Genomic DNA, 22,277 nt, shown 5'->3' with positions numbered 1-22,277 from the left:
GAAATTTATGGGATTAGGAGATGCGTATGAGAGATATATTAGGAAACACATTGTTAAAAGAAAAGGTAATAGCTATAGATGATTATAATAAAGTATTAAAAATTCAAAGAAAAACTAAAGCTGAATTAGTAGAAATACTATTAAACAATAATTATGTAAAAAAAAGTGTTTTGTACAAAATATTTAAAAAAAATTTTCATATTGAAAGTGTAGAATTAGACAATTTAGATATTCCAACAGATGTGGTAAAATTGCTTCCAAAAGAAATATCAAAAAAATATAATGTCATTCCTTTTGGAGTAAAAAATGAAAAAATATGTGTTGCTATGACTAATCCTCTTAATGCTATGGTTATAGATGATATAAGATTTTTGACCAATAAGGATATTATTCCTTATATAGAGAGAAAAAACAAAATAATTTATGCTATTGAAAGCTATTATGATAAAGAATTTGCAAGTGCAGCTTTAAAGGATTTAAAAAGCGAAGGTATTGAGAAGCTAAAAAATGAAACCATAAAAAATCAATTAGTTAAAAATGAAATTGACAAATCACCTATAGTTAGAATTACTAATTCCATAATCTATGGAGCAATTAGTGAAAAAGCTAGTGATATTCATTTAGAGCCATTTGAAAATGAAGTGAATATACGGTATAGGATTGATGGTGTGCTTAAAGGAAAAAATAAAATTCCTAAAGAAGTATATCCAGCAATTTGTACTAGATTAAAAATAATGTCAAGTATGGACATTTCAAAAAAGTTAATACCACAAGACGGAAAAATGCAATTAAAAATAGACAATAAGAAATTGGATTTTAGGGTATCTACAATTCCAACTGTGTATGGAGAAAAAATTGCTATAAGAATTTTATATAAGGAAGATAGTAATATTTCGCTTAAGTCTTTAAAGTTAAATAATGATGAATATGCACTTCTCAGAAAGATTTTAGAAACCTCAAATGGTATTGTACTTGCAACTGGACCAACTGGATGCGGAAAATCCACTACCCTATATACATTAATTAATGAAATAAATTCTGAAGAGAAAAACATAATTACAATAGAGGACCCTGTAGAATACACAATAAAAGGAGTAAATCAAGTTAATGTAAATTATAAGTCGGGATTAGATTTTGCTGCAGGGCTTAGAAGTGTTTTGAGACAGGATCCTGATATTATTATGGTCGGTGAAATAAGAGATGAAGAAACCGCTCAGATAGCGGTTAAAGCAGCAATTACAGGGCATTTAGTATTTTCTACTCTTCACACTAATAGTGCGCCTAGTGCAATTGAAAGACTGATAAATATGAATGTACCTAACTATTTAACTGCGGATGCATTAGTTGCAGTAATTGCCCAGAGGCTTATTAGAGAAATTTGTCCTTATTGCAAGGAGAAGTATATACCCAAAGAAGAAGAATTAAAAATTTTAGGGGTAAGTAATTGCCATGAACTCTTTAGAGGTAGAGGATGTATAAAGTGTAATAATACAGGATATAAAGGAAGAAGAGCCATATTTGAAATAATGTATTTAAATTCTAATCACAAGAAATTAATTTGTCAAAATAAATCCATAGAAGAATTAAGAGAATACAGTATTAAAGAAGGAATGAGTACGTTAAATAATAGTTGCAAGACATTAGTGTTAAAAGGTATAACAACCGTTCAAGAGATGATGAAGGGAGCTTATGAAAACTTATAAATATAAAGCAGTAAATTTAAATGGAAATTTTATTAAAGGCAAATATATTTTAAATGATGAAAAAGAACTTATAGAATTAATGAGAAATAAAGGATATTTTTTAATAGATTATAGAGTTAGATATTTAAATATAAAAGATTTTAGTTATAAGGTAAGCTGTAAAGATATAGCAATATTTTGCAAACAGCTATCAGAAATTTTAAAATGTGGGATTAATATAACTAGAGGCTTAGATATACTTTTATATCAAAAGCTAAATTCACAAATAAATACTAGTTTATATGTAGTAAAAAGTGATGTAGAAAAGGGAAAAGATTTTTCGGAAAGTTTAGATAAGTTTCCGAAGATATATCCTAAGTTTATGGTTCACATGATTAAGATAGGTGAGCAAAGTGGTAATATGGAAAAAGTTTTACTAAATCTTTATGAATATTATTGGAAGGAACATAATGTTTATACAAAAATAAGATCTCTTTTAATATATCCAGTTATAGTATTTATAACAACTATAGTGATTACAATAATTATTATTACTAAAATAATACCTATATTTATTAATAATTTAGCAATAAATAATATGCATATTACTGAAGAAGTTAAAGAAATTATGACTATTAATAAATTTATAAATAGTAATGAGTCGAAAATAATTGCTGTATGCTTGTTGATGCTTTTAATGTTTATTAGAGTTAAAGGTTATGACAAGAGGATATTCAATATGATTAAATTTTCTATTCCTGGAATTAAAGAATTTTATAAAGAGATTTATGAAATCAAATTTGCTCAAAGTCTAAGTTTACTTATTAGCAGTGGAGTGCCTATATTAACATCTCTAGAAATAATACAAAATAGTTTTAATGATAAATATCATAAACATAAAATCTCTAATTTAATTTTGAATATTAGAGAAGGTATGAGTTTATCAAATGCTTTAGAGAATACTAAATTATTTGAAAAATTTTTTGTGTCAATGGTATTAGTTGGAGAAGAAACTGGAAATATAGATGAGATGCTGGACAATGTTGCTAGTATTTATGAAGAGAATATAAATGGAATTGTTAATAAAATATCGTCTCTCATTGAACCTATAACTATTTTAATTTTATCTATAATAATAACATTTGTTATTGTTAAATTTATGTTTCCTATTATAGATATAATGGATTCAATAGAAACAATGTTTTAAAGGAATTTAGGAGGAAGTAACAGTGAAAAAAAAAGAATTAACTAGCAAAGGATTTACGTTGATTGAGCTTATAGTTGTCATGGCTGTAATTTTGGTGCTAAGTAGTTTTTTAGTTCCTAGGTTTAATGGATACAGAGAAAAAGCTATAAAAATGAAGGCCATTGATACAGGTAGACAGATATATACTGCTGCTTTTATGAGCTATATGGAAAATAATAATAATTATTCGGAGGAAGCAATAAAAAATACAACTAAGGATCTGGTGGGAATTCAAATTATTACTGCAAAACCTAATGATGAAGGGGTTAAGATTGAGTACAATATTGATGGTAAAGGATATACTTTGGAAATTGATAATGATAACAAATATACTATTGTAGATAAATTGAAACAAATATATCCCACTTCTAAATAGCGTTCAGACCTTTAATGAAGATGAAAAACAGCATAGAATAAGGAGATAATAGGAAATTAATAAAAATGAATAAGAAAAAAGGAACAACTTTAATAGAAGTAGTTATAGTATTAAGTATAATATCAATTCTAAGTGGAATATCAATAACAAATTGCTACGGAATATATAATTCTACGCTTAACAGCTTTAATGTTGATATATGTAATAATTCTATTTTGCATATTATAAATGATTCAAAACAATATTGTAAAGGGAAAAATAAAACTGGATATTTAGTTTTTGATTCAAGGAGTATTACCTTTCATTGTGGTTTAACAGTTAAAAGTTATGAGATGCCCAAAGAGTTTAAATTAGAATCTATAAATACATCAAGTGGCAAGCAATTGATTTATATAGATAATTTAGGTAATACAAGTGATGCGTGTACTATAACTTATAAAGATAGAAAAGGGAAAAATCATTTTATAACCTTGAGAGTAGGTACTAATTATGTTCAGATTAAATAAGTGTAAGAAAAAAGGAATAGGTATGGTGGAAGTTGTTTGCAGTATGGCTATATTTTTTTTGTTAAGTAGTTTTATATTATCTATTAAAATAAATAACTTAAAGTTAAATAGCTACAATAGACAAGTAAATGAATATGTAGAGTTTTTAGATTCACTAAAAGAGGACATATATTACAACTATAACTATGATGATATTAAAGTAATGGAAAGTAAGAATTTAGTGATAATAAATAAAGAAAATATTAGTCTGGAGAGTTTGAAAATTGAAGGAGCTAAGAATATTTTTACATCAGAAGAAATAAAACATAGACCGTATTTAATTATGAGCATTGAGGATGATAAGGAGGTCTTAAAAATTAATCTAGAGTTGTATGTTAATATACAAAATCATAATAAAGTGATGAGAGCTGTTTGTTTTAAGGGGGAATATTAGAAAGTGAAAAGAGGATTTACCTTAATTGAACTTGTAATTTCCTTATCGATAATATCTATATTAACATTGGTAATGACGAATATGGTTTTTAGAGAGGTTAAGAATTATAAAAGTGTTATTAGAGAAGACAGGTATGAAAATTATTCACAAGAAGCCTTGAGATTTATTGAAACAGAAGTTAAAGATGTTAGAAATAAGGCTATTAGAATAGAAAATAGTAAGTTAATTATAGAGAAAGTAAATGGTGATACAAATACTATAGAAAAGAGGAGTATGTCACAAAATAAATGTAAAATTATAATAGATTATTTTAAGTATATAAATTCAACGTATAAACCTGTTTCTATAGTAGAGGATATTAAGGATTTTACAATCTATAAAAATAAAAATATTATTTATGTAACTATAAAAACGAATAATGGAGAAATATTTGAAAGATGTATAGGATTAAAAGAAAGAAAAGAGGATATATAATGATTTTTACATTACTTATTCTCAGTATAATTCTTACAAGTTTACTTTGTAGTTTTAGTATTCAAATTTTAAGAAGAAAAAATAATTTAGATTTTATTTATTACAATTTAGGTCAAGATATATATGAAAAGCATAAGGAGTATTTATTGAGCCGCATAAATAAATATATTAAAGAAAATTCAAGTGTTAATATAAATAATGAGAGTGTACATAATTTACTAAGTAATATTAATGACAGAGAAATTAGCTTTAAGAATTCTTATGTAATGTATGATAAAGAAAAAAGAAACATTATATTATATATCTATCCACCAGATGGTAAAACATATAGAAGAGAATATTATATTTATAAGATAAGAGAAGATAATCAGAAAAAAATTGAATTTAGTTATTTGAAAACAGAGTGTTAAATAAGGAGAAAATACTATGTTAAAGAAAGATATAATTCTTGAAATATGCAATCATAATATTAATAGTCTTAAATTAGGAAAAAAACATAAATTAATTAAAGAAAAGAAAGGCTTAGAAAGGGTAATTATAAAAGATTTAGAGGACTTAAAGACTAGAGTGAGAAAGAAAAATATTTATATTATGGTTGAAGGAGAAGAGATATATATTAAATATATGAGTTTACCTAAAGTATATGGATATAAATTGGATAATATAGTTGAAAATCAATTGATACATTTATATGGTAGAAAAGCGGAAGAAATTTTTTATTCCTATACAATATATAAAGAGCAAGAAAATGAGTTGGAACTATTGGTTTTCTGTGTAAATTGCCAAAGATTAAATGGATTAAAACACTGTATAAAGTGTAATAATGTAATCAAGAAAGTTAATTTGATACAATTTTATTTTTTACAGTATTTTAAAAATTACGTTTTGGATAAGAGTTATATTTTTATATTTAATTATAATGAAAATTTATATATAACAGCAGTGAGTGATGATAAGATCATAGCTAATAAGGTTATTAGAGATAATAACGAAAACTATGAGTTTGTTATTAGTCAATATGATTATATCAATGATAAAGTTTTAGGGTTAGATAAAAAAATCAATAAAGTATATAGTGTTAATTTAAATGATATTAGATTCAAAGAGTACTTAATGAATGAAAAAAAATATACATATGAAAATTTAGGTGAATTTGATGAGGAGATTATAATGGAGACTTTTATTCTAAATAGGAGTTAAGTAATGAATGAATATAATTTTTTACCATTATGGTATAGAAAGAGAGTTAAAGAAAAAAGTTATTTAAGATTTAAGATAAATTTGGTTATCTTATTACTATGTATAACAATTATAGGAATAGATATAATTATAAATTCTAAAAATATAATTAGTATTAATAAAGAGGTTGAACAAAGCATTCAGAATGTTAAAGTTGAAAGAAATAGATTATATGTTATGCGAAAGAAAAAGATAAGCACAATAAATACATTGAAAAATTTCATAGTTTATTTAGGTGATAAAAAGAATTTTTTTTATGTTAAGATAAAGGATAAAAAAATACAATTAGATGGTAGCTATTCTGATAAACAAAAAATTAGTGAGTTTATAGAGTATATTGAAAAAAGTAAAAAAATTAAAATTTTAGATTTAGAATCAGTTACAGAAAATAATAATATTAGATTAAAAATAAGTTTAGAGGTAAATAATGATTAATGAAAGATTTAAAAATAATTTATTAATATATTTATTAAGTATATTGCTTATAATTGGTGTTATATTTGCAAAGTTCCAAAAGAAAAATTTGCTTCATAAACAACAGCAACTTCAACAATTAAAAATAAATAAAACAACAAAAAATAATAAGCATTATACATATACAGATATACTAAAGGATATAAACAATAAGGATTATGTACAAATAAAAAGAATATTAAAAGATAATGAAACACCTAATTTGGTATGTTTACAGTTAGAATTTAAAGGAGAAGTAAAAAAACTCTATAGTTTTTTACAAATGATAAAGAGAAAAGAAAATTTTTATGGTGTTAAGGAATTAGAAATAAAAATTTTAGAAAATAAAAATATTTATACTAATGTTATTTTAAAATTTTCAATATAACATTAGTATAAATTTAGGTAGTGTAAAAATTCATACATAAAATAAATCTATTTGCAAATATTCGCAAGTTTTGATAAAATATCATTGGTTGAATAAGGGTCATAAAACTTATAGTTTTAATACCATAGGAAAAAGCTCTAAAAAGAAATTAGGTCTGGTCTTATATAATAAACTCTTTGAATAGTGATAAGATTAGTATTAATATAACTTTTAGGGTTATAATAAAAATAATAATAATACTTTAGTGGAGGGATACATAATGATTTCAGCTGGAGATTTAAGAAAAGGAACTACTTTTGAATTAGATGGACAAGTTTTTACTGTAATTGACTTTTTACATGTTAAACCAGGAAAGGGTGCAGCATTTGTAAGAGCAAAAATTAGAAATGTTATAAGTGGTGGAGCTACAGAAACTACTTTTAATCCATCAACTAAGTTTCAGGAAGCAGTTATAGAAAGAAAAGAAATGCAATATTTATATGATGATGGACAATTATATTACTTCATGGATCAAGAAACATTTGAACAAATACCATTAGGATTTGAACAAGTAGAAGAAGCTATTAAGTACCTTAAAGAAAATATGTTTGCAATAATTAAATTCTACAAGGGTGAAGCTTTTTCAGTTGAAGCACCTAACTTTGTTGAACTTCAAATAGTTGAATGTGAACCAGGAGTTAAAGGAAATACTACAACTAACGTACTGAAACCAGCAAAACTAGAAACTGGAGCAGTTGTAAATGTACCTTTATTTGTAAATGAAGGAGACATGATAAGAGTAGATACTAGAACTGGTGACTACATGGAGAGAGTATAACTGCCCTAAAGGGAGTGATAAAATGAGTTCTCTTATGTCAAAAGTAACTTCGTTAAAAGAAGCCATTGATAAATTAGAGGTTAATAAAGATTCTACAGAAAGTAAAATATTATCTCAAGTAAATGATATTTTATTTGACATTGTAGAAAAAATTAATGAAATTGAATATAATCAAGCTGAGGTAAATGAATATGTAACAGTTTTAGATGAGAACTTAGGTAACTTAGAAGATGAACTGTACGGCTTTGAAGAAGAGGATGAAGAATTTAATAGCTATGATTATATAGATGTTTGTTGTGATGGATGTAGTGAGGTATTAGCTATTGAGAAAAGTTTAGTAGATAATGAAAATAAAATACTGTGTCCTAATTGCGGCAATTTTATTAATTTAAAAAGCAATAAAGATAGATAAGTGATAGCATATAGAATATTTGTTCTATATGCTATTTTTTATTTTAAACTAAAAATATAATTGTGTTTTTTTCTTTTATTGGAATAATTTGAAGATGAGATAAATAAAAATTTAATAAGAAGGGAGGATAAAAAGTATGAACACTAAAGAAATTTTTTATATTTTGCCACAAAGCATAAGAAGAATATTAGAATACACAAAAAACCTTGAAAAAATGCAAGAAATAAGGATTAAAGTAAATAAACCATTACAACTTTATATAGGAAATGAGGAATTTATAAAAGAGTATATAGTTACAGAAGAGGATATAAAAACTGTGTTGCAGCGTATGAGTAATTACTCAATTTATGCTTTTGAAGAGGATATAAAGAATGGATTTATCACAATAAAGGGTGGTCATAGAGTTGGTATATGTGGAACTTGCGTTATAGATAATAATAGAGTGAAAACAATAAAAAATGTAGCTTCTTTAAACATTAGAATATGTAGAGAAGTTATTGACTGTTCAAATAAAATAATGCCTTATATTGTTGAAGGTAACAGAGTTTTAAATACTATTATAATATCACCGCCTAAGTGTGGAAAAACCACATTAATAAGAGATATTGCTAGAAATTTATCTGACGGAATAAAAACAGGATATACAGAGGTATCTGGCAAAAAAATATGCATAATAGATGAAAGAAGTGAAATTGGAGGGTGTAGTAATGGCATACCTCAAATGAATGTAGGTATAAGAACAGATGTACTTGATAGTTGTCTTAAAAGTGAAGGTATTATGATGGCGGTTAGAAGTATGGCACCTGATGTGATTGTGTGTGATGAGATAGGAACTTATAAGGATATCGAGAGTATACTTGTTGCTATGAATTCAGGAGTAAATTTGATTACAACTATTCATGGATTTGGAGTTGAAGATTTATATAACAGAGCTGTATTTAAAGATATATTAGATAATGATGTTTTTCAAAGAGCTGTAATCTTAAATGCTTCTAAAGAAGTTGGAAGAGTGGAATATATTTATGACTTTAATGAAAAAGAGAAACTTTGGAGGAGATAATATGTTTCTAAAGACTTTAGGATGTATTTTGATTTTAGTAAGTTGTTCCTTAATAGGATTTATTTATGGAGAGAATCTAAGAAGTAGAGTTATACAATTGAAAGAAATTGAACAAGCTTTATACCAATTAGAAAGTGAGATAGTTTATACTCGCACATCGCTACCAGAAATTTTTGAACATATAGGTGAAAAATGTAATAAGCCTATAAAAAATATTTTTCTAGAGGTTTCGCAATTACTAGATAACAATGAGGTAGATAGTGTGTATGAAGGATTCAAAAAATCTATAGAATGTAATAAAGAACTGATTAATCTAAAGAAAGAAGACATTAGAGTACTTTTGGATTTAGCTAGAACCTTAGGAGAATCAGATGTAGAAGGTCAGAAAAGCATATTATCACTATCTTTAACTAATTTAAAAAAACAAGTAAATGCTGCTGAGGTAGTAATGCAGAAAAATATTAAAATGTATAGGTATTTAGGATTCTCATTAGGTGCTATCTTAGTAATTATGATTGTATAGGAGGTAAAAATAGTGTTGGATGTGAGTTTGATATTTAAAATTGCTGCTGTAGGTATTGTAATAATTGTATTAGATAAAATTTTAAAAACTACTGGGAAAGACGATTATGCTGTAATAGCTAATTTAGCTGGAATTGTAATTGTGTTAATGATGGTGATAGATTTAATAAATAAATTATTTAGCACTGTCAAAACTATGTTCCGATTTTAGGAGGCTTATTATATATGGAAATATTAAAAGTTGTTGGATTTGCCTTTGTGACACTGTCTATCGTGCTTGTGATAAAAAATAAAAGAAGTGATCTAGCAGTACATATTAGCTTAGCGGCTGGAATATTAATATTTATATTCATGATAGATAAAGTAACTTCAGTGCTCCAACTGCTTCAAGAACTTTCTCTTAAAGCCAATATTGATTTTGTTTATTTAAATATTGTTTTTAAAATTTTAGGGATTGCTTATTTAGCATCCTTCTGCAGTGAGATATGTAAGGATGCAGGGGAAAGTAGTCTTGCCTCAAAGGTTGAATTTGCAGGTAAAATATTAATATTAGTATTAGCAATTCCTATTCTTATGGCAGTGCTTCAAGGGATTTTAAAAATTATGTAAAAGGGATACGAGGTATAATATATGAAAAAAATATTAATCATAATAATTATGTTTTTATTAATCCCCTTTTCTAATGTACAAGCTTATACTGAAAATCCACTACTTGATAGTAAAGATAATATGAAAATTGAACAGCTATATGATTATATAAGCAATATGAAAACAGAATATGAGATTTTAAATGATATGGATGTTAAAACATATGTTAAGCAGTATATGAAAAGTGGAGATGGAAAGTTTTCTGTTAAAAAAATTATAAAAGCATTATTAACTTACGGGTTTAAAGAAGTAGCTGCCTGTGGAAAGTTAATGGCTATGATAATAGTAATATGTATAATTTGTGCGCTGATTAGTAATTTAGAGAATGCTTTCAGCAATGGCAATTTATCTAATATAGCATATTTTGCATGCTATGCTCTGCTCATAGTACTTATTACTAAGAGCTTTTATATAGGAATATCTACTGCTAAGGATGCAATTAAAAGCATGACCGATTTTATGGCAGCTTTAATACCTGTATTATTGATGCTTTTAGCTTCTGTAGGAGGGTTTACACAGGCAGCTGCTATGGATCCTATAATAATTGGAGTAACTAATATCAGTGCAAGAATATTTATAGATTTATTAATACCTATAATTGGTATGGCATTTGTCATACAATTTGTTAACAATATTTCAGAAGAGTATAAAGTAGATAAACTATCAAAATTGCTAAATCAAGTAGTTCTTTGGGTGCAAGGTATTATTATGACAATATTCATAGGGATTATAACGATAAGAGGAATAACTACTTCTACAATAGATGCTGTTGCTGAAAAAACTGTGAAATTTGCAGTGGATAATTTTGTACCTATAGTAGGTAAAAGTTTATCTGATGCAATATCTACAGTTGCTGGTTATTCATTACTTTTGAAAAATGCTTTAAGTAGTATTGGGTTAATTATTTTAATTGCAATAATTATTTTCCCGGTAATTAAGATGATTGCAATGGCGTTGATATATAAACTTACAGCAGCGCTTATCGAACCAGTAAGCGATAAAAGATTAGTTAAATGTATTGGTTCAGCAGGAGATTCGCTCATATTAATTACTTCCTGTCTTATTAGTGTATCTGTTATGTTTTTTATAATGGTATCTATTATTGCATCAGCAGGAAAAATTGTTATAGGTGGATAGGAGGAGCAGAATGATATGCTGGAACATCTTAAAATATGGATAATTAATATTTGTACAGCGGTTTTTTTTATTACAGCTGTGGAAATGATATTACCTAATAATAAAATTAAAAAATATGCAAAATTTGTTTTAGGGCTGATATTAATAACTGTTATTATTAATCCAATTATTAAAATATTTGATAAAAATTTTGATATGGATACTTATGTTAATTCAGCTTCAAAATATTTTGAAGAAAAAGAATATACTAAAGATTATGATAAATATAAGACGAGCAGCATAGATAATACTATAAATGTTTTTTCAACAAATTTGGAAAAGTTGTGCATCAAAAAGCTTAAGGAAAAATTTCCTAAGGACAATTATGAGGTTTTAGTAGATGTAAGTTACAATATGGAAGAAGAAAATTTCATTATAAATGCCATAAATGTAGGTGTTACTGAAGGAAAAATAAAAAAGATTAAAAAAATTGAAATAAAAGATAGTAAAGAAGTTGGCGGGTCAGAAATAGAAGATCATAAGAAGAGTGATATGATAAAGGAATATTTAAGTGGAATCCTTGATATTTCAAAAGATGATATCAAGATTTATAAAATGTAAGATTATAAAATGATAAAAATTTTCAAATGAGGGTGAGAGGATGAATGTAAAGAAAAATTTTGATGTAGATAAGCTTAAAGAGAAGGCTAAAGATAAAAAGGGAAAAAATATGATAACAAACTTAATAATTTTACTATTAGTAGGCATATTATTAGCCATATTTGGCAGTACTTTAAAAAATACTAGTACTTTTAAGTTAAATAATAAAGCAAACAAAGATAATACAGGTGTTCTAGAACAGAAAAAAGATGATGAAGCAAAACTTAATACAGAGTATAAAAATGAACAAACAAAAATGGAATTAAAGCTTAAAGATACTTTAGAGAATATAGAAGGCGTAGGAAAAGTAAAAGTAATGATTTATTTTAAAGGGGGTGAAGAGCGAGTACCTGCTTTTAATGTAAATGATTCTACAAGTCTTACTGAAGAGAAAGATACTGAGGGAGGAACAAGAAAAATAACACAAAAGAATGATGGGAGAACGGTTGTAATGATGAATACTGAAAATGGAACTGAGCCTTTGATAGTAAAAGAATATAATCCAGAAGTTACTGGAGTATGCGTGGTAGCTGAAGGTGCTGAAAATAGACTTATAAAGCTTCAAATTCATAAGGCTGTTGTTAATTTATTCAGTTTATCAGAAAATAAAGTTAATGTTTACCCTATGAAAAAATAACATATATTTTGTATACAATGCATATTAATTTTTTAGAAAGATAATTTTCAAGAGGAAATGGGAGGAATCTAAATGAATAAAAAACAAGGTGTGATTATTGTTGTTTTGTTGGCACTTATTGTGTGTTTTGGAATACTAGCCACAAAATTAAATGCTGATTTAGATTATGTAGCTGGTAATGATATGCCAAATGGAAAGAGTGCTATTTCTATTAATGATTCAAGCAAAAAAAATAGTTCAAGCAATTTTTTTCAAGAACAGCAAATTATAAGAGATAATAAAGAAGCTCAAGCCCTTCAAACATTAAAATCATTAATGGATGATGAACATACATCAAAGGAAGATAAGGCAGAAATATCTAAGAAATATTCTAAACTTGCATTAGCTGGACCAAAACAATCTCAGATTGAAACTGTTTTAAAAGGTAAAGATTATGAAGATGCTCTTTGCTATATTCAAGAAAAAAAAGTTACAATTATTGTGAAATCACCTAAGGAATTAACAGAAGAACAGAAAAAACAAATTCAAGAGGTTGTAATGGATGTAACTCAAATAAGAGATGTTGAAATAGAACGAAAAGAATAATTATATTTGTAAAATCATACTCTATTTGATATAATAAGCATATGAGTAATTTGTTTTGAAAAATCAAAGCAAAGGAGGTACAAAAATGGACGAAAATATAAAAAAAGAAGTTGAAATGGGAATTGTTAAAATATCAGATGAAGTAGTAGAGGTTATTGCAGGCTTAGCAGCTTCTGAAATAGATGGTATAGAAGGAATGAGCGCCACTTTAGTTGGAGGAATAACTCAAATGCTAAGTGGTAAGAAAAATGTATCTAAAGGTGTAAAGGTAAATGTAGGAGAAGAAAGTGCTATTATAGATTTGTATGTTGTAGTTAAATATGGCATAAAAATTCCAGAAGTAGCTGAAAAGGTTCAAGAAAATGTAAAGAAATCAGTTGAATCAATGACTGGACTTAATGTTTCAGCTGTTAATATTTACATTCAAAACGTAGTACTTCCTAAATTGGATGAAAATAGTAAAGAAAACGAAGAGTAAATATCACACCCTCTGAAAACAGAGGGTGTTTCCATGTTCAAAAGTGTATAATAATAAATAAGTTGACAATAATTGAAATGTGGGTAAAAATTGTATTATTAATTACATATATAGGAGGAAAATATGAACAGAAGAAAATCAAGAGAAATTGCAATGAAATTATTATTTGAAATGACTATAAATAAAGGGGAATATGAAGAAATACTTAAGAACTTTAAAGAAAATACAGAAATTGAATTAAATGATGTTGATTTCGATTATATTCAAACTGTGGTAAAAGGAATTAACGAAAATATTAAAACTATAGATCAAAAGATAGAAGAAAATTTGAAAAAATGGACGTTAAATAGATTATCTAAAGTAGATTTATCTATACTTAGAATGTCAACTTTTGAAATTCTATTTATGGAGGAGATACCAAATAAAGTGGCTGTTAATGAGGGTATAGAACTTGCCAAGAAATATTCAGATGATAATTCACCTTCATTTATCAATGGGGTACTTGGAAACATGATTAAACAATAAGATAATGTATGGAGGTTCGTTCAGTATGGGAATAAAATTAGATGGAAAGAAGCTTGCAGAAAAACATAGAGAAGAAATTAATAAGTTTATTCAGAAAAAAATTCACTTAGGATGTGAACCTCCATGTATGGCTAATATTTTAGTAGGGAATGATGGTGGTTCAGTATACTATGTAAATAGTCAAAATAAATTATGCTCAAAATTAGGTGTTAAGGTAAAAAGTATATATTTAGAAGAGAATATTAGTGAAGATGAACTTATTAATATAATTCAAAAATTAAACAATGATAAGGAAGTTAAAGGTATAATTCTTCAACTTCCTCTTCCAAAGCACTTAAACGAAGCAGTTATAACATCAAAAATATGTTATGAAAAGGATATTGATGGATTAAGTAGTGTAAGTGCTGGAAGGTTTTATAAAGGAGAGAAAGGTTTTGTACCATGCACTCCAAAAGGTATAATAGAATTAATAAAAAGCACTAATATTGATATGCAAGGAAAACATGCAGTCATAATTGGAAGAAGTAACATAGTAGGAAAGCCAGCAGCACAGTTATTATTGAATGAAAATGCTACTGTAACTATTTGTCATTCAAAAACAAAAAATCTAAAGGGAATTTGTAGAGAAGCAGATATTTTGGTATCAGCTATAGGAAAACCAGGATTTATTACTGAAGAGTATATTAAAGAAGGTGCCATAGTAATAGATGTAGGCACTACTATGGTTGATGGAAAGCTTAAAGGAGATATTTGTTTTGATGAAGTTATAGAAAAAGCGGCTTTTGTAACACCGGTTCCAGGAGGAGTAGGAGCAATGACTACTACTATGTTAATAAAAAATCTTTGTGAGGAATTAGAGTAATATGCATATTAAAACTTTGACTGTTTCACAATTAAACAGCTATATAAAAAAAGTTTTAGACAATGATTTTATTTTAAGGAATGCTTGTATTAAAGGAGAAATATCAAATTTAAAATTACATAGCAGTGGACATATGTATTTTTCATTAAAAGACGAATATGGAAAAATAAATTGTATAATGTTTAGATCTTATGCCAGTTCTATAAAATTTGAACCAGAAAATGGGGATAAGGTTATAGTGAAAGGAAGAGTCTCAGTGTATGCTAAAGACGGCTTATACCAATTTTACTGTGAAGAAATGGAACAAGATGGTATAGGAGATTTGTTTCTTGCGTTTGAAAAATTAAAAGAAAAACTTTCTAAAGAAGGAATATTTGATGAGAATAACAAAAAAAAGATTCCTAAGTACCCTAGAAAAATAGGTGTTGTTACATCACCTACTGGTGCAGCTATTAGAGATATAATAAATGTAGCTAAAAGAAGAAATAACAGTGTGGATTTATTAATTTATCCTACACTTGTTCAAGGAGAAAAAGCCAGTCTAAGCATAATAGAAGCAATAAAATATCTTGATAAACGTGAAGATGTGGATACAATTATTTTAGCTAGAGGGGGAGGAGCTATAGAGGAACTATGGGCATTTAACAATGAAGAATTGGCTTATACAATATATAAGTGCAGTACTCCTATAGTTAGTGGAGTTGGTCACGAAACAGATTTTACTATTTGTGATTTTGTAAGTGACTTAAGAGTTCCAACTCCTTCGGCCGCAGCTGAAATAGCTGTATTTAATCTTCAACAAATTAATGATAAGTTAGTGGATTATAGAGATATATTGTATGATGAAATGCAAAACGGAATTAGTAGAAGATATGATGATTTAAAGAGTTTATACAATAATTTAAAACTACATAATCCTACAACATACATAGCGAATCAATATGCTAAATTAGATAATTTAAAACAAAATATTACTTATAAGATTACATCCAAAGTTGATATTGAAAAAGAACGATTATCAAAATTAAATTCTTTACTTGGTGCACATAATCCGTTAAATATATTAAATAAAGGTTATTCTTTGGTTCAAGATACTGACAATACAGTTGTTAGTAGTGCTAAGCAAATAAAACAATTAAGTGAGATTAAAATAATCTTTAAGGATGGTAAAATTAAAGCTAATATAGATAAGGTAGAAGATATAAAGTAAATTGGAGGTTCTATTATGCCTAGAAAAAAGGAATCTTATGAAAGCTTAATGACTAAATTAGAGAATATTATAAATACAATGGAGAAAGAAGAACTTTCTTTAGAAAACTCAATAAAAGATTATGAAGAAGGAATAAAGCTTTGTAATAAACTATATAAAATGCTAAATCAAGCTGAAGGTAAAATAAAAATCCTAACCGAAGAGGGAGAAAAAGATTTTATAGAGGTTGATGAATAACATGGAGATTAACAAGTTAAAAGAAGAGATAAATTTATGGTTACAAGAGTATTTTGATAACAAAGGTTCATACAATAAAATAATATATGATGCTATGAAATATAGTATAGAAGTTGGAGGAAAACGCATAAGACCTATTTTAATGATTTGTACTTATAATATTTACAAAGATAATTATAAGGAAATTATTCCGCTAGCTTCAGCTCTAGAAATGATTCATACATATTCCCTAATACATGATGATCTACCAGCTATGGATGACGATGATTTGAGACGAGGTAAGCCTACAAATCATAAAGTATTTGGAGAAGCTATAGCTATATTAGCGGGTGACGGTCTTTTAAATGAAGCTATGAACGTACTATTTGACTATTGCACAGTAAATTCGCAGAAACATATTATAGAAGCGTGCAGAACAATTTCAAAAGCTTCTGGAGTAGAAGGAATGATTGGTGGGCAAGTAGTAGACGTTATTAGTGAAGGCAAAAAGATTAGCGAAGAACAATTGTCCTATATGCATAGCAAGAAAACTGGAGAGTTAATTAAAAGTGCTATAATATCTGGAGCAATTTTGGGAGAAGCAAAAAACAAAGATATTAAGTTGTTATGTGAATTTGGTAAAAAACTAGGATTAGCTTTTCAAATAAAAGATGATATTTTAGATATTGTTGGAGATTCCAAGATTTTAGGAAAAAAAATTAATAGTGATAATGATAATGATAAAATCACCTTTGTATCAAAATTTGGATTAGAAGAATGTAAGGAAATGTGTAAGCAGTTAACTAATGAATGTTTAAAAATATTAGACAATATAGGTAAAGACACAAGTAATTTGAAAGATATAACCCATTTTCTTTTAAAAAGAGAATTTTAATATTAATCTATATAAAAGATTAATGGCTATATTTATACTCTAATGGAGTAAACAAATTTTGAAATATTGCATAGTCTATGATATAATCCCTATATAAAATATAAAAGAGAGGTGCAGTATTCTAGTCAGGTAAGTATTTTCTGAGGGCGGGGCTAAAAATCCGCTAAAGGGCACATCGATGAAGTTTCTGGTGCTGGCTTGTAACGCCCAGTTATGGGTTGGTGCTGGGAGTAAGGGGGATGGGGCAACCGCAAAGGCATGCGCAATTGACCCTACCTTCGCGGAGACCATTGCTTGTGGTATGGGAGAGATACCCATATTACGACAATGGATTAAACCTGTATTGTGGTGAAAAGCTATGTGCAGCGTAGCCTGCCTTGAGTGAAATGGGTGGAGGTAAAATATTACTTAAACCCATTTTGCAAAAGAGGCTAGGAAAGTACCTAACTGTTGAGGAAAACTCCTAGACTGTTCGAAAGAGGTATACTAGAGATTGCAGTACGGACTAAGTGGTAGTCTAGTTTTATAGATGGTAACACTATAAGTAGAGCATTAAAAGGAAACTGCCAGGACGGCGACGTCTGGATTGCTCTATGGGAAATCCTACTAGACCTAAGCCGTAAGATTTATCTAGTATACTGCCCTCTTTGTATACATATTGGAGGAATAATCTTTGCATAATTCCATAAATAAAACTTCAAATAAGAAAAAAGTAGTTAAGAATAGAAAAAAAAAGAAAAAAAAGAAAAATAGATTATGGATATTAAAAATAGTACTTTGGACAATAATACTCTCAGGGAGTATTTCATTTTTTGCAAACATGATATTGCCAAAAGTAAATTTAATTATAGCATTTATTATATTAATTGCTATAATTTTATTGGGTATTATTTCAGATATTGTTGGAGTAGCGGTTACTGCTGCTAGTGAGACCCCTTTTCATGCAATGGCTGCAAAAAAAATAGATGGAGCCAAAATTGCTGTAAAGTTAATTAGAAACGCTGATAAAGTATCGAATTTTAGTAGTGATGTAATTGGAGATGTATGTGGTGTTGTTAGCGGAGCAATAGGAGCACTAATTTTGTCTAAAATTACTACAAATTTAGCAAATCCCAGTGATAAATATATACTCTTTATAGGGGCGGTAATAGGAGCTATAATTGCTGCTATAACTGTAGGAGGCAAGGCAGTTGGTAAAACCTTTGCTATAAAAAATTGTAATGATATTATTTTTGCTGTATCAAAGGTAATACATGTTATTAAAAAGGAAAGATGATAAAATGAATAATATACTTGATAAAATAAATAATGTGAATGATTTGAAGAAAATGCCATTTGGCGAATTAAATCAATTAGCTAAAGAATTAAGAGAATTTTTAGTAGATAAAATTTCAAAAACTGGAGGACATTTAGCTTCAAATTTAGGTGTAGTAGAGCTTACATTAAGTTTATATAAGACTTTTGACATAGACAAAGATAAAATTGTTTGGGACGTTGGTCACCAAACGTATATACATAAGATACTAACGGGAAGAAGAGATAAATTTAATACATTAAGGCAGTATAAAGGAATTAGTGGTTTCCCCAAAAGATGTGAAAGTAAGTATGATATTTTTGAAACGGGACATAGTAGTACTTCTATTTCAGCAGCACTAGGAATGGCGAGAGCAAGAGATTTGAATAACGAAGATCATAATGTAATTGCAGTTATAGGTGATGGTTCATTAACTGGGGGAATGGCATTAGAAGCTTTAAATGATGTTGGAGATAGAAAAACAAATTTAATAATAATTTTAAATGATAATCAGATGTCAATTGCTAAAAATGTAGGAGGCGTATCTACGTATTTAAGTAAATTAAGACTTGACCCAAAATATAATAAGTTTAAAAATGAGTTTAATGAAACTCTTAGAAAAACGAATTTTGGAAGTAGTGTTGCAGAATCTATAAGAAAAATAAAATCTGGAATTAAACAAATTGTAGTTCCAGGCATGTTTTTTGAGGATATGGGAATTAAATATCTTGGACCAATAGATGGGCATAATATTAAAGAAGTTACTAAAGTTTTGGCTTTGGCTAAATCAATTAAAGGTCCAGTAATTATACATACTATTACCAAGAAAGGTAAAGGCTATAAATTTGCTGAAAAAAATTCTGAAAAATTTCATGCAATTTCTGTTTTTAATAAACATACTGGAAAAGTTGATAAAAAAAATGTTAATACATATTCAAAAGCTTTTGGAAATGAAATGATGAATTTGGCATCTAAAAATAAAAAAATAGTAGCTATTACAGCGGCAATGAGGGATGGAACTGGACTTAGAGATTTTAGTGAAGAATTTAAAGATAGGTTTTTTGATGTTGGTATAGCTGAGCAGCATGCTGTAACTTTGGCAACTGGAATGGCACAAGCTGGATTAAAACCAGTTTTTGCTGTATATTCTACTTTTCTTCAGAGGGCATATGATCAGGTGATTCATGATATATGTCAACAAAACCTTCCTGTAATTTTGGCTGTAGATAGAGCAGGAATAGTAGGAAATGATGGAGAAACACATCAAGGGGTATTTGATATATCATATTTATCCCATATGCCTAATATGACTATAATGAGTCCAAAATGTATTGAGGAATTGAAGTATATGCTGCGTTGGGCTGTAGAACAAAATTTCCCAATAGCTATTCGATATCCAAGAGGTGGAGAGAGTAGTGATTTAAAATTAAAGCCATTAACTAATTTTAAAAAAGGAAAATGGGAAGTACTTTACAAAGAAGGTAATATAGCAATTATTGCTGTGGGGAAAATGGTTCAGACAGCTTTAAAAGCAAGAGAAAAAATGAAAGCGCAAGGTATAGAACTTACTGTTATTAATGCGAATTTTATAAAACCGATAGATGTAAACCTCTTAAATTATTTGATAACAAATAATTATAAAATTGTTACTATAGAAGATAATGTAAAAATTGGTGGTTTAGGAACCATGGTATTGGATTATGCAAACTTATCTGATAAAAAAGTGAAAATTTTAAACTTAGGTTATGATGATAAATTTATTTCTCATGGAAGTGTGGATATTTTATATAAGACAAATAAATTGGATGTAGATGGAATCATAGAAAGTATCGTTAAGATTATTTAATAATTTTTAATAAACCTAAACAAAGGAGTTTTAAAATGAGCTCAGTGAAAAAAGAAAGATTAGATGTGCTTTTAGTAAAAAAAAATTTTTTTGAATCAAGAGAAAGAGCTAAAGCTAGTATAATGGCTGGAGAAATTTTTGTAGATGGCCAAAGAATAGATAAATGTGGAGAAAAAGTTATTGAAAATGCGAATATAGAATTTAAAGGAAAAGTTATGCCTTACGTAAGTAGAGGTGGATTTAAGCTTGAAAAAGCAATAAAAAGCTTTGAAATTGATTTAAAAGATAAAGTATGTATGGATATTGGTGCGTCAACTGGTGGTTTTAGTGATTGTATGCTTCAAAATGGAGCGAAAAAGATTTTTGCAGTTGATGTAGGTTATGGTCAATATGCATGGAAATTGAGAACTGATCCAAGAGTTGTATGTATGGAGAGAACAAATGCAAGATACTTAACTCATGAAGATATTGGAGAGTACTCAGACTTTGCCAGTATAGATGTATCTTTTATATCATTAAAAAAAATAGTTCCAGCAATTGTTAATTTGTTGGGTGATAAAGGAGAAATTGTAGCTTTAATTAAACCTCAATTTGAAGCTGGTAGAGATAAAATTGGCAAAAAAGGTGTTGTTAGAGAAGCAAGTACACATAAGGAAGTAATAAATGACATACTGAATTTCTTGGTGGAGAATGATTTGAAAATTATTGGGTTGGATCATTCGCCAGTAAAAGGGCCAGAAGGAAATATTGAATATCTAGTGTACTTTACAAAAGATAAGGATTATAAAGAGAATTTTGATTTTGAAACTATAAATTCTGTCGTTGATTCTTCACATAGTAATTTATAGCAGGAGGAAGAATGATTAATATTGGTGTTAACATCAATAGCAGTAAGTTTATTGATGAAAAAGTTATTAATAATATAATTGGCAAAATAAAAAAATATATTAAAGATGCAAATATTAAAATATATAATGATTCTATAGGATTAGAAAATGTAGAAAAAGAAGAACTTGATATAATTATAGCTTTAGGCGGTGATGGTACTATTTTGAGGACTGCTAGAGCTATATCGTTCTGTGAAGTACCTATTTTAGGAATTAATATGGGCAATTTAGGTTTTTTAACAGCAGTTGAAAGCTTAGAGTTTGAAACGGCTATTAAAAAATTAAGTGAAGGTAAATATAATATCGAAGATAGAATGATGCTTCAATGTGAAATTATTAATGAAAAAGATAAAAAAAAGTTTAATTCCCTTAATGATGTTGTAATTTCTAAAGGAACATTGTCAAGAATATTTAAATATGACATATTTATTGATGATAAGTTTTATACATCCTTTAAGGCGGACGGTATGATTATTTCCACTCCTACTGGATCAACTGCATATGCTCTTTCAGCTGGAGGACCAATAATTTATCCAACTTTAGATGTAATGTTACTTACACCAATATGTCCTCATTCTATGCAAATGCGAAGTATAATTTTAGAAAGTAATAGTGAAATTAGTATTAAAATTTACAGAAACAATGAAAGTGTTTTTTTAACTGTAGATGGACAACAGTCAATTGATTTAGAAAAATTTGAAAAAGTAATAATTAAAAAATGTAATATAAAATGTAAATTAATTAAAATTGATGGATATGATTACTTTGAAGTATTAAGAAAAAAAATTTTTTAATTATTGAGGAGATAAG

At 27.5% G+C, this 22,277-nt stretch carries 30 protein-coding genes; all 30 read left to right on the top strand.

The window, feature by feature from the left end:
* Positions 1 to 26 precede the first annotated feature (26 nt).
* Positions 27 to 1,703, top strand: coding sequence for a GspE/PulE family protein (locus OXH55_RS06815; protein ID WP_268049081.1), 1,677 nt, complete (start codon positions 27 to 29; stop codon positions 1,701 to 1,703).
* The gene (locus OXH55_RS06810) at positions 1,690 to 2,889 is read left to right on the top strand and encodes a type II secretion system F family protein (protein ID WP_268049080.1); all 1,200 of its coding nucleotides are present in this window, start codon (positions 1,690 to 1,692) and stop codon (positions 2,887 to 2,889) included. The genes OXH55_RS06815 and OXH55_RS06810 overlap by 14 nt, the downstream gene beginning before the upstream one ends.
* Before the next feature lie 22 nt (positions 2,890 to 2,911).
* A complete protein-coding gene (locus OXH55_RS06805) occupies positions 2,912 to 3,304 on the top strand; it encodes a type II secretion system protein (RefSeq protein WP_268049079.1) in 393 nt (130 codons plus the stop codon).
* 65 nt (positions 3,305 to 3,369) lie between these two features.
* Positions 3,370 to 3,810: a prepilin-type N-terminal cleavage/methylation domain-containing protein gene (locus OXH55_RS06800; RefSeq protein ID WP_268049078.1), complete on the top strand. Its 441-nt coding sequence runs from the start codon at positions 3,370 to 3,372 to the stop codon at positions 3,808 to 3,810.
* Positions 3,794 to 4,243: a hypothetical protein gene (locus OXH55_RS06795; RefSeq protein WP_268049077.1), complete on the top strand. Its 450-nt coding sequence runs from the start codon at positions 3,794 to 3,796 to the stop codon at positions 4,241 to 4,243. The genes OXH55_RS06800 and OXH55_RS06795 overlap by 17 nt, the downstream gene beginning before the upstream one ends.
* A 3-nt stretch (positions 4,244 to 4,246) precedes the next feature.
* Positions 4,247 to 4,717 carry a type II secretion system protein gene (locus OXH55_RS06790; RefSeq protein WP_268049076.1) on the top strand — a complete coding sequence of 157 codons (471 nt, stop codon included), beginning with the start codon at positions 4,247 to 4,249 and terminating at the stop codon, positions 4,715 to 4,717.
* Entirely contained in the window at positions 4,717 to 5,127 is a 411-nt protein-coding gene (locus tag OXH55_RS06785; protein WP_268049075.1) for a hypothetical protein, read from the top strand. Before OXH55_RS06790 ends, OXH55_RS06785 begins: the two co-directional genes overlap by 1 nt.
* A 16-nt stretch (positions 5,128 to 5,143) precedes the next feature.
* Positions 5,144 to 5,917, top strand: a complete 774-nt coding sequence (locus OXH55_RS06780) for a hypothetical protein (protein ID WP_268049074.1) — start codon at positions 5,144 to 5,146, stop codon at positions 5,915 to 5,917.
* Between the two features lie 3 nt (positions 5,918 to 5,920).
* Entirely contained in the window at positions 5,921 to 6,391 is a 471-nt protein-coding gene (locus tag OXH55_RS06775; protein ID WP_268049073.1) for a hypothetical protein, read from the top strand.
* Complete coding sequence (locus OXH55_RS06770; RefSeq protein ID WP_268049072.1) at positions 6,384 to 6,797, top strand: hypothetical protein; 414 nt, start codon at positions 6,384 to 6,386, stop codon at positions 6,795 to 6,797. Before OXH55_RS06775 ends, OXH55_RS06770 begins: the two co-directional genes overlap by 8 nt.
* 259 nt (positions 6,798 to 7,056) lie before the next feature.
* The gene (gene efp, locus OXH55_RS06765) at positions 7,057 to 7,614 is read left to right on the top strand and encodes an elongation factor P (RefSeq protein ID WP_268049071.1); all 558 of its coding nucleotides are present in this window, start codon (positions 7,057 to 7,059) and stop codon (positions 7,612 to 7,614) included.
* Positions 7,615 to 7,636: 22 nt separating this feature from the next.
* Positions 7,637 to 8,026 carry a CD1247 N-terminal domain-containing protein gene (locus tag OXH55_RS06760; RefSeq protein ID WP_268049070.1) on the top strand — a complete coding sequence of 130 codons (390 nt, stop codon included), beginning with the start codon at positions 7,637 to 7,639 and terminating at the stop codon, positions 8,024 to 8,026.
* 136 nt (positions 8,027 to 8,162) lie between these two features.
* The gene (gene spoIIIAA, locus OXH55_RS06755; RefSeq protein ID WP_268049069.1) at positions 8,163 to 9,086 is read left to right on the top strand and encodes a stage III sporulation protein AA; all 924 of its coding nucleotides are present in this window, start codon (positions 8,163 to 8,165) and stop codon (positions 9,084 to 9,086) included.
* A gap of 1 nt (position 9,087) precedes the next feature.
* Positions 9,088 to 9,609, top strand: coding sequence for a stage III sporulation protein SpoIIIAB (spoIIIAB, locus tag OXH55_RS06750; RefSeq protein WP_268049068.1), 522 nt, complete (start codon positions 9,088 to 9,090; stop codon positions 9,607 to 9,609).
* Between the two features lie 12 nt (positions 9,610 to 9,621).
* The gene (gene spoIIIAC / locus OXH55_RS06745) at positions 9,622 to 9,819 is read left to right on the top strand and encodes a stage III sporulation protein AC (RefSeq protein ID WP_268049067.1); all 198 of its coding nucleotides are present in this window, start codon (positions 9,622 to 9,624) and stop codon (positions 9,817 to 9,819) included.
* Between the two features lie 14 nt (positions 9,820 to 9,833).
* The gene (gene spoIIIAD / locus OXH55_RS06740; RefSeq protein WP_268049066.1) at positions 9,834 to 10,217 is read left to right on the top strand and encodes a stage III sporulation protein AD; all 384 of its coding nucleotides are present in this window, start codon (positions 9,834 to 9,836) and stop codon (positions 10,215 to 10,217) included.
* 21 nt (positions 10,218 to 10,238) lie between these two features.
* Positions 10,239 to 11,393: a stage III sporulation protein AE gene (gene spoIIIAE, locus OXH55_RS06735; RefSeq protein ID WP_268049065.1), complete on the top strand. Its 1,155-nt coding sequence runs from the start codon at positions 10,239 to 10,241 to the stop codon at positions 11,391 to 11,393.
* 15 nt (positions 11,394 to 11,408) lie between these two features.
* Positions 11,409 to 11,993 carry a stage III sporulation protein AF gene (gene spoIIIAF / locus OXH55_RS06730; protein ID WP_268049064.1) on the top strand — a complete coding sequence of 195 codons (585 nt, stop codon included), beginning with the start codon at positions 11,409 to 11,411 and terminating at the stop codon, positions 11,991 to 11,993.
* A 40-nt stretch (positions 11,994 to 12,033) separates the two neighbouring features.
* Positions 12,034 to 12,669 carry a stage III sporulation protein AG gene (gene spoIIIAG, locus OXH55_RS06725; RefSeq protein ID WP_268049063.1) on the top strand — a complete coding sequence of 212 codons (636 nt, stop codon included), beginning with the start codon at positions 12,034 to 12,036 and terminating at the stop codon, positions 12,667 to 12,669.
* Positions 12,670 to 12,741: 72 nt separating this feature from the next.
* Entirely contained in the window at positions 12,742 to 13,254 is a 513-nt protein-coding gene (locus tag OXH55_RS06720; RefSeq protein WP_268049062.1) for a SpoIIIAH-like family protein, read from the top strand.
* Between the two features lie 85 nt (positions 13,255 to 13,339).
* Positions 13,340 to 13,732 (top strand): Asp23/Gls24 family envelope stress response protein, encoded by a 393-nt coding sequence (locus OXH55_RS06715; protein WP_268049061.1) that lies wholly within the window; start codon positions 13,340 to 13,342, stop codon positions 13,730 to 13,732.
* A 123-nt stretch (positions 13,733 to 13,855) separates the two neighbouring features.
* The gene (gene nusB, locus OXH55_RS06710; protein ID WP_268049060.1) at positions 13,856 to 14,257 is read left to right on the top strand and encodes a transcription antitermination factor NusB; all 402 of its coding nucleotides are present in this window, start codon (positions 13,856 to 13,858) and stop codon (positions 14,255 to 14,257) included.
* Positions 14,258 to 14,282: 25 nt separating this feature from the next.
* On the top strand, positions 14,283 to 15,119 hold the full coding sequence (locus tag OXH55_RS06705; RefSeq protein WP_268049059.1) for a bifunctional methylenetetrahydrofolate dehydrogenase/methenyltetrahydrofolate cyclohydrolase: 837 nt from the start codon (positions 14,283 to 14,285) through the stop codon (positions 15,117 to 15,119).
* Between the two features lies 1 nt (position 15,120).
* Positions 15,121 to 16,329 (top strand): exodeoxyribonuclease VII large subunit, encoded by a 1,209-nt coding sequence (gene xseA, locus OXH55_RS06700; RefSeq protein WP_268049058.1) that lies wholly within the window; start codon positions 15,121 to 15,123, stop codon positions 16,327 to 16,329.
* Between the two features lie 15 nt (positions 16,330 to 16,344).
* Positions 16,345 to 16,566 carry an exodeoxyribonuclease VII small subunit gene (locus OXH55_RS06695; RefSeq protein ID WP_268049057.1) on the top strand — a complete coding sequence of 74 codons (222 nt, stop codon included), beginning with the start codon at positions 16,345 to 16,347 and terminating at the stop codon, positions 16,564 to 16,566.
* A 1-nt stretch (position 16,567) separates the two neighbouring features.
* The gene (locus OXH55_RS06690; RefSeq protein WP_268049056.1) at positions 16,568 to 17,440 is read left to right on the top strand and encodes a polyprenyl synthetase family protein; all 873 of its coding nucleotides are present in this window, start codon (positions 16,568 to 16,570) and stop codon (positions 17,438 to 17,440) included.
* A 673-nt stretch (positions 17,441 to 18,113) separates the two neighbouring features.
* Entirely contained in the window at positions 18,114 to 18,716 is a 603-nt protein-coding gene (locus tag OXH55_RS06685; RefSeq protein WP_268049055.1) for a hypothetical protein, read from the top strand.
* Positions 18,717 to 18,720: 4 nt separating this feature from the next.
* Positions 18,721 to 20,580, top strand: a complete 1,860-nt coding sequence (dxs, locus tag OXH55_RS06680; protein ID WP_268049054.1) for a 1-deoxy-D-xylulose-5-phosphate synthase — start codon at positions 18,721 to 18,723, stop codon at positions 20,578 to 20,580.
* Between the two features lie 35 nt (positions 20,581 to 20,615).
* On the top strand, positions 20,616 to 21,428 hold the full coding sequence (locus OXH55_RS06675) for a TlyA family RNA methyltransferase (protein WP_268049053.1): 813 nt from the start codon (positions 20,616 to 20,618) through the stop codon (positions 21,426 to 21,428).
* An 11-nt stretch (positions 21,429 to 21,439) separates the two neighbouring features.
* The gene (locus OXH55_RS06670; protein ID WP_268049052.1) at positions 21,440 to 22,261 is read left to right on the top strand and encodes an NAD(+)/NADH kinase; all 822 of its coding nucleotides are present in this window, start codon (positions 21,440 to 21,442) and stop codon (positions 22,259 to 22,261) included.
* Positions 22,262 to 22,277: the final 16 nt, after the last annotated feature.

The organism is Clostridium ganghwense (genome assembly GCF_026735165.1).
Lineage (GTDB): Bacteria > Bacillota > Clostridia > Clostridiales > Clostridiaceae > Clostridium_H > Clostridium_H ganghwense.
Note: the sequence above shows the minus strand (reverse complement) of the source record. Positions and strands in the feature narration are given on the sequence as shown.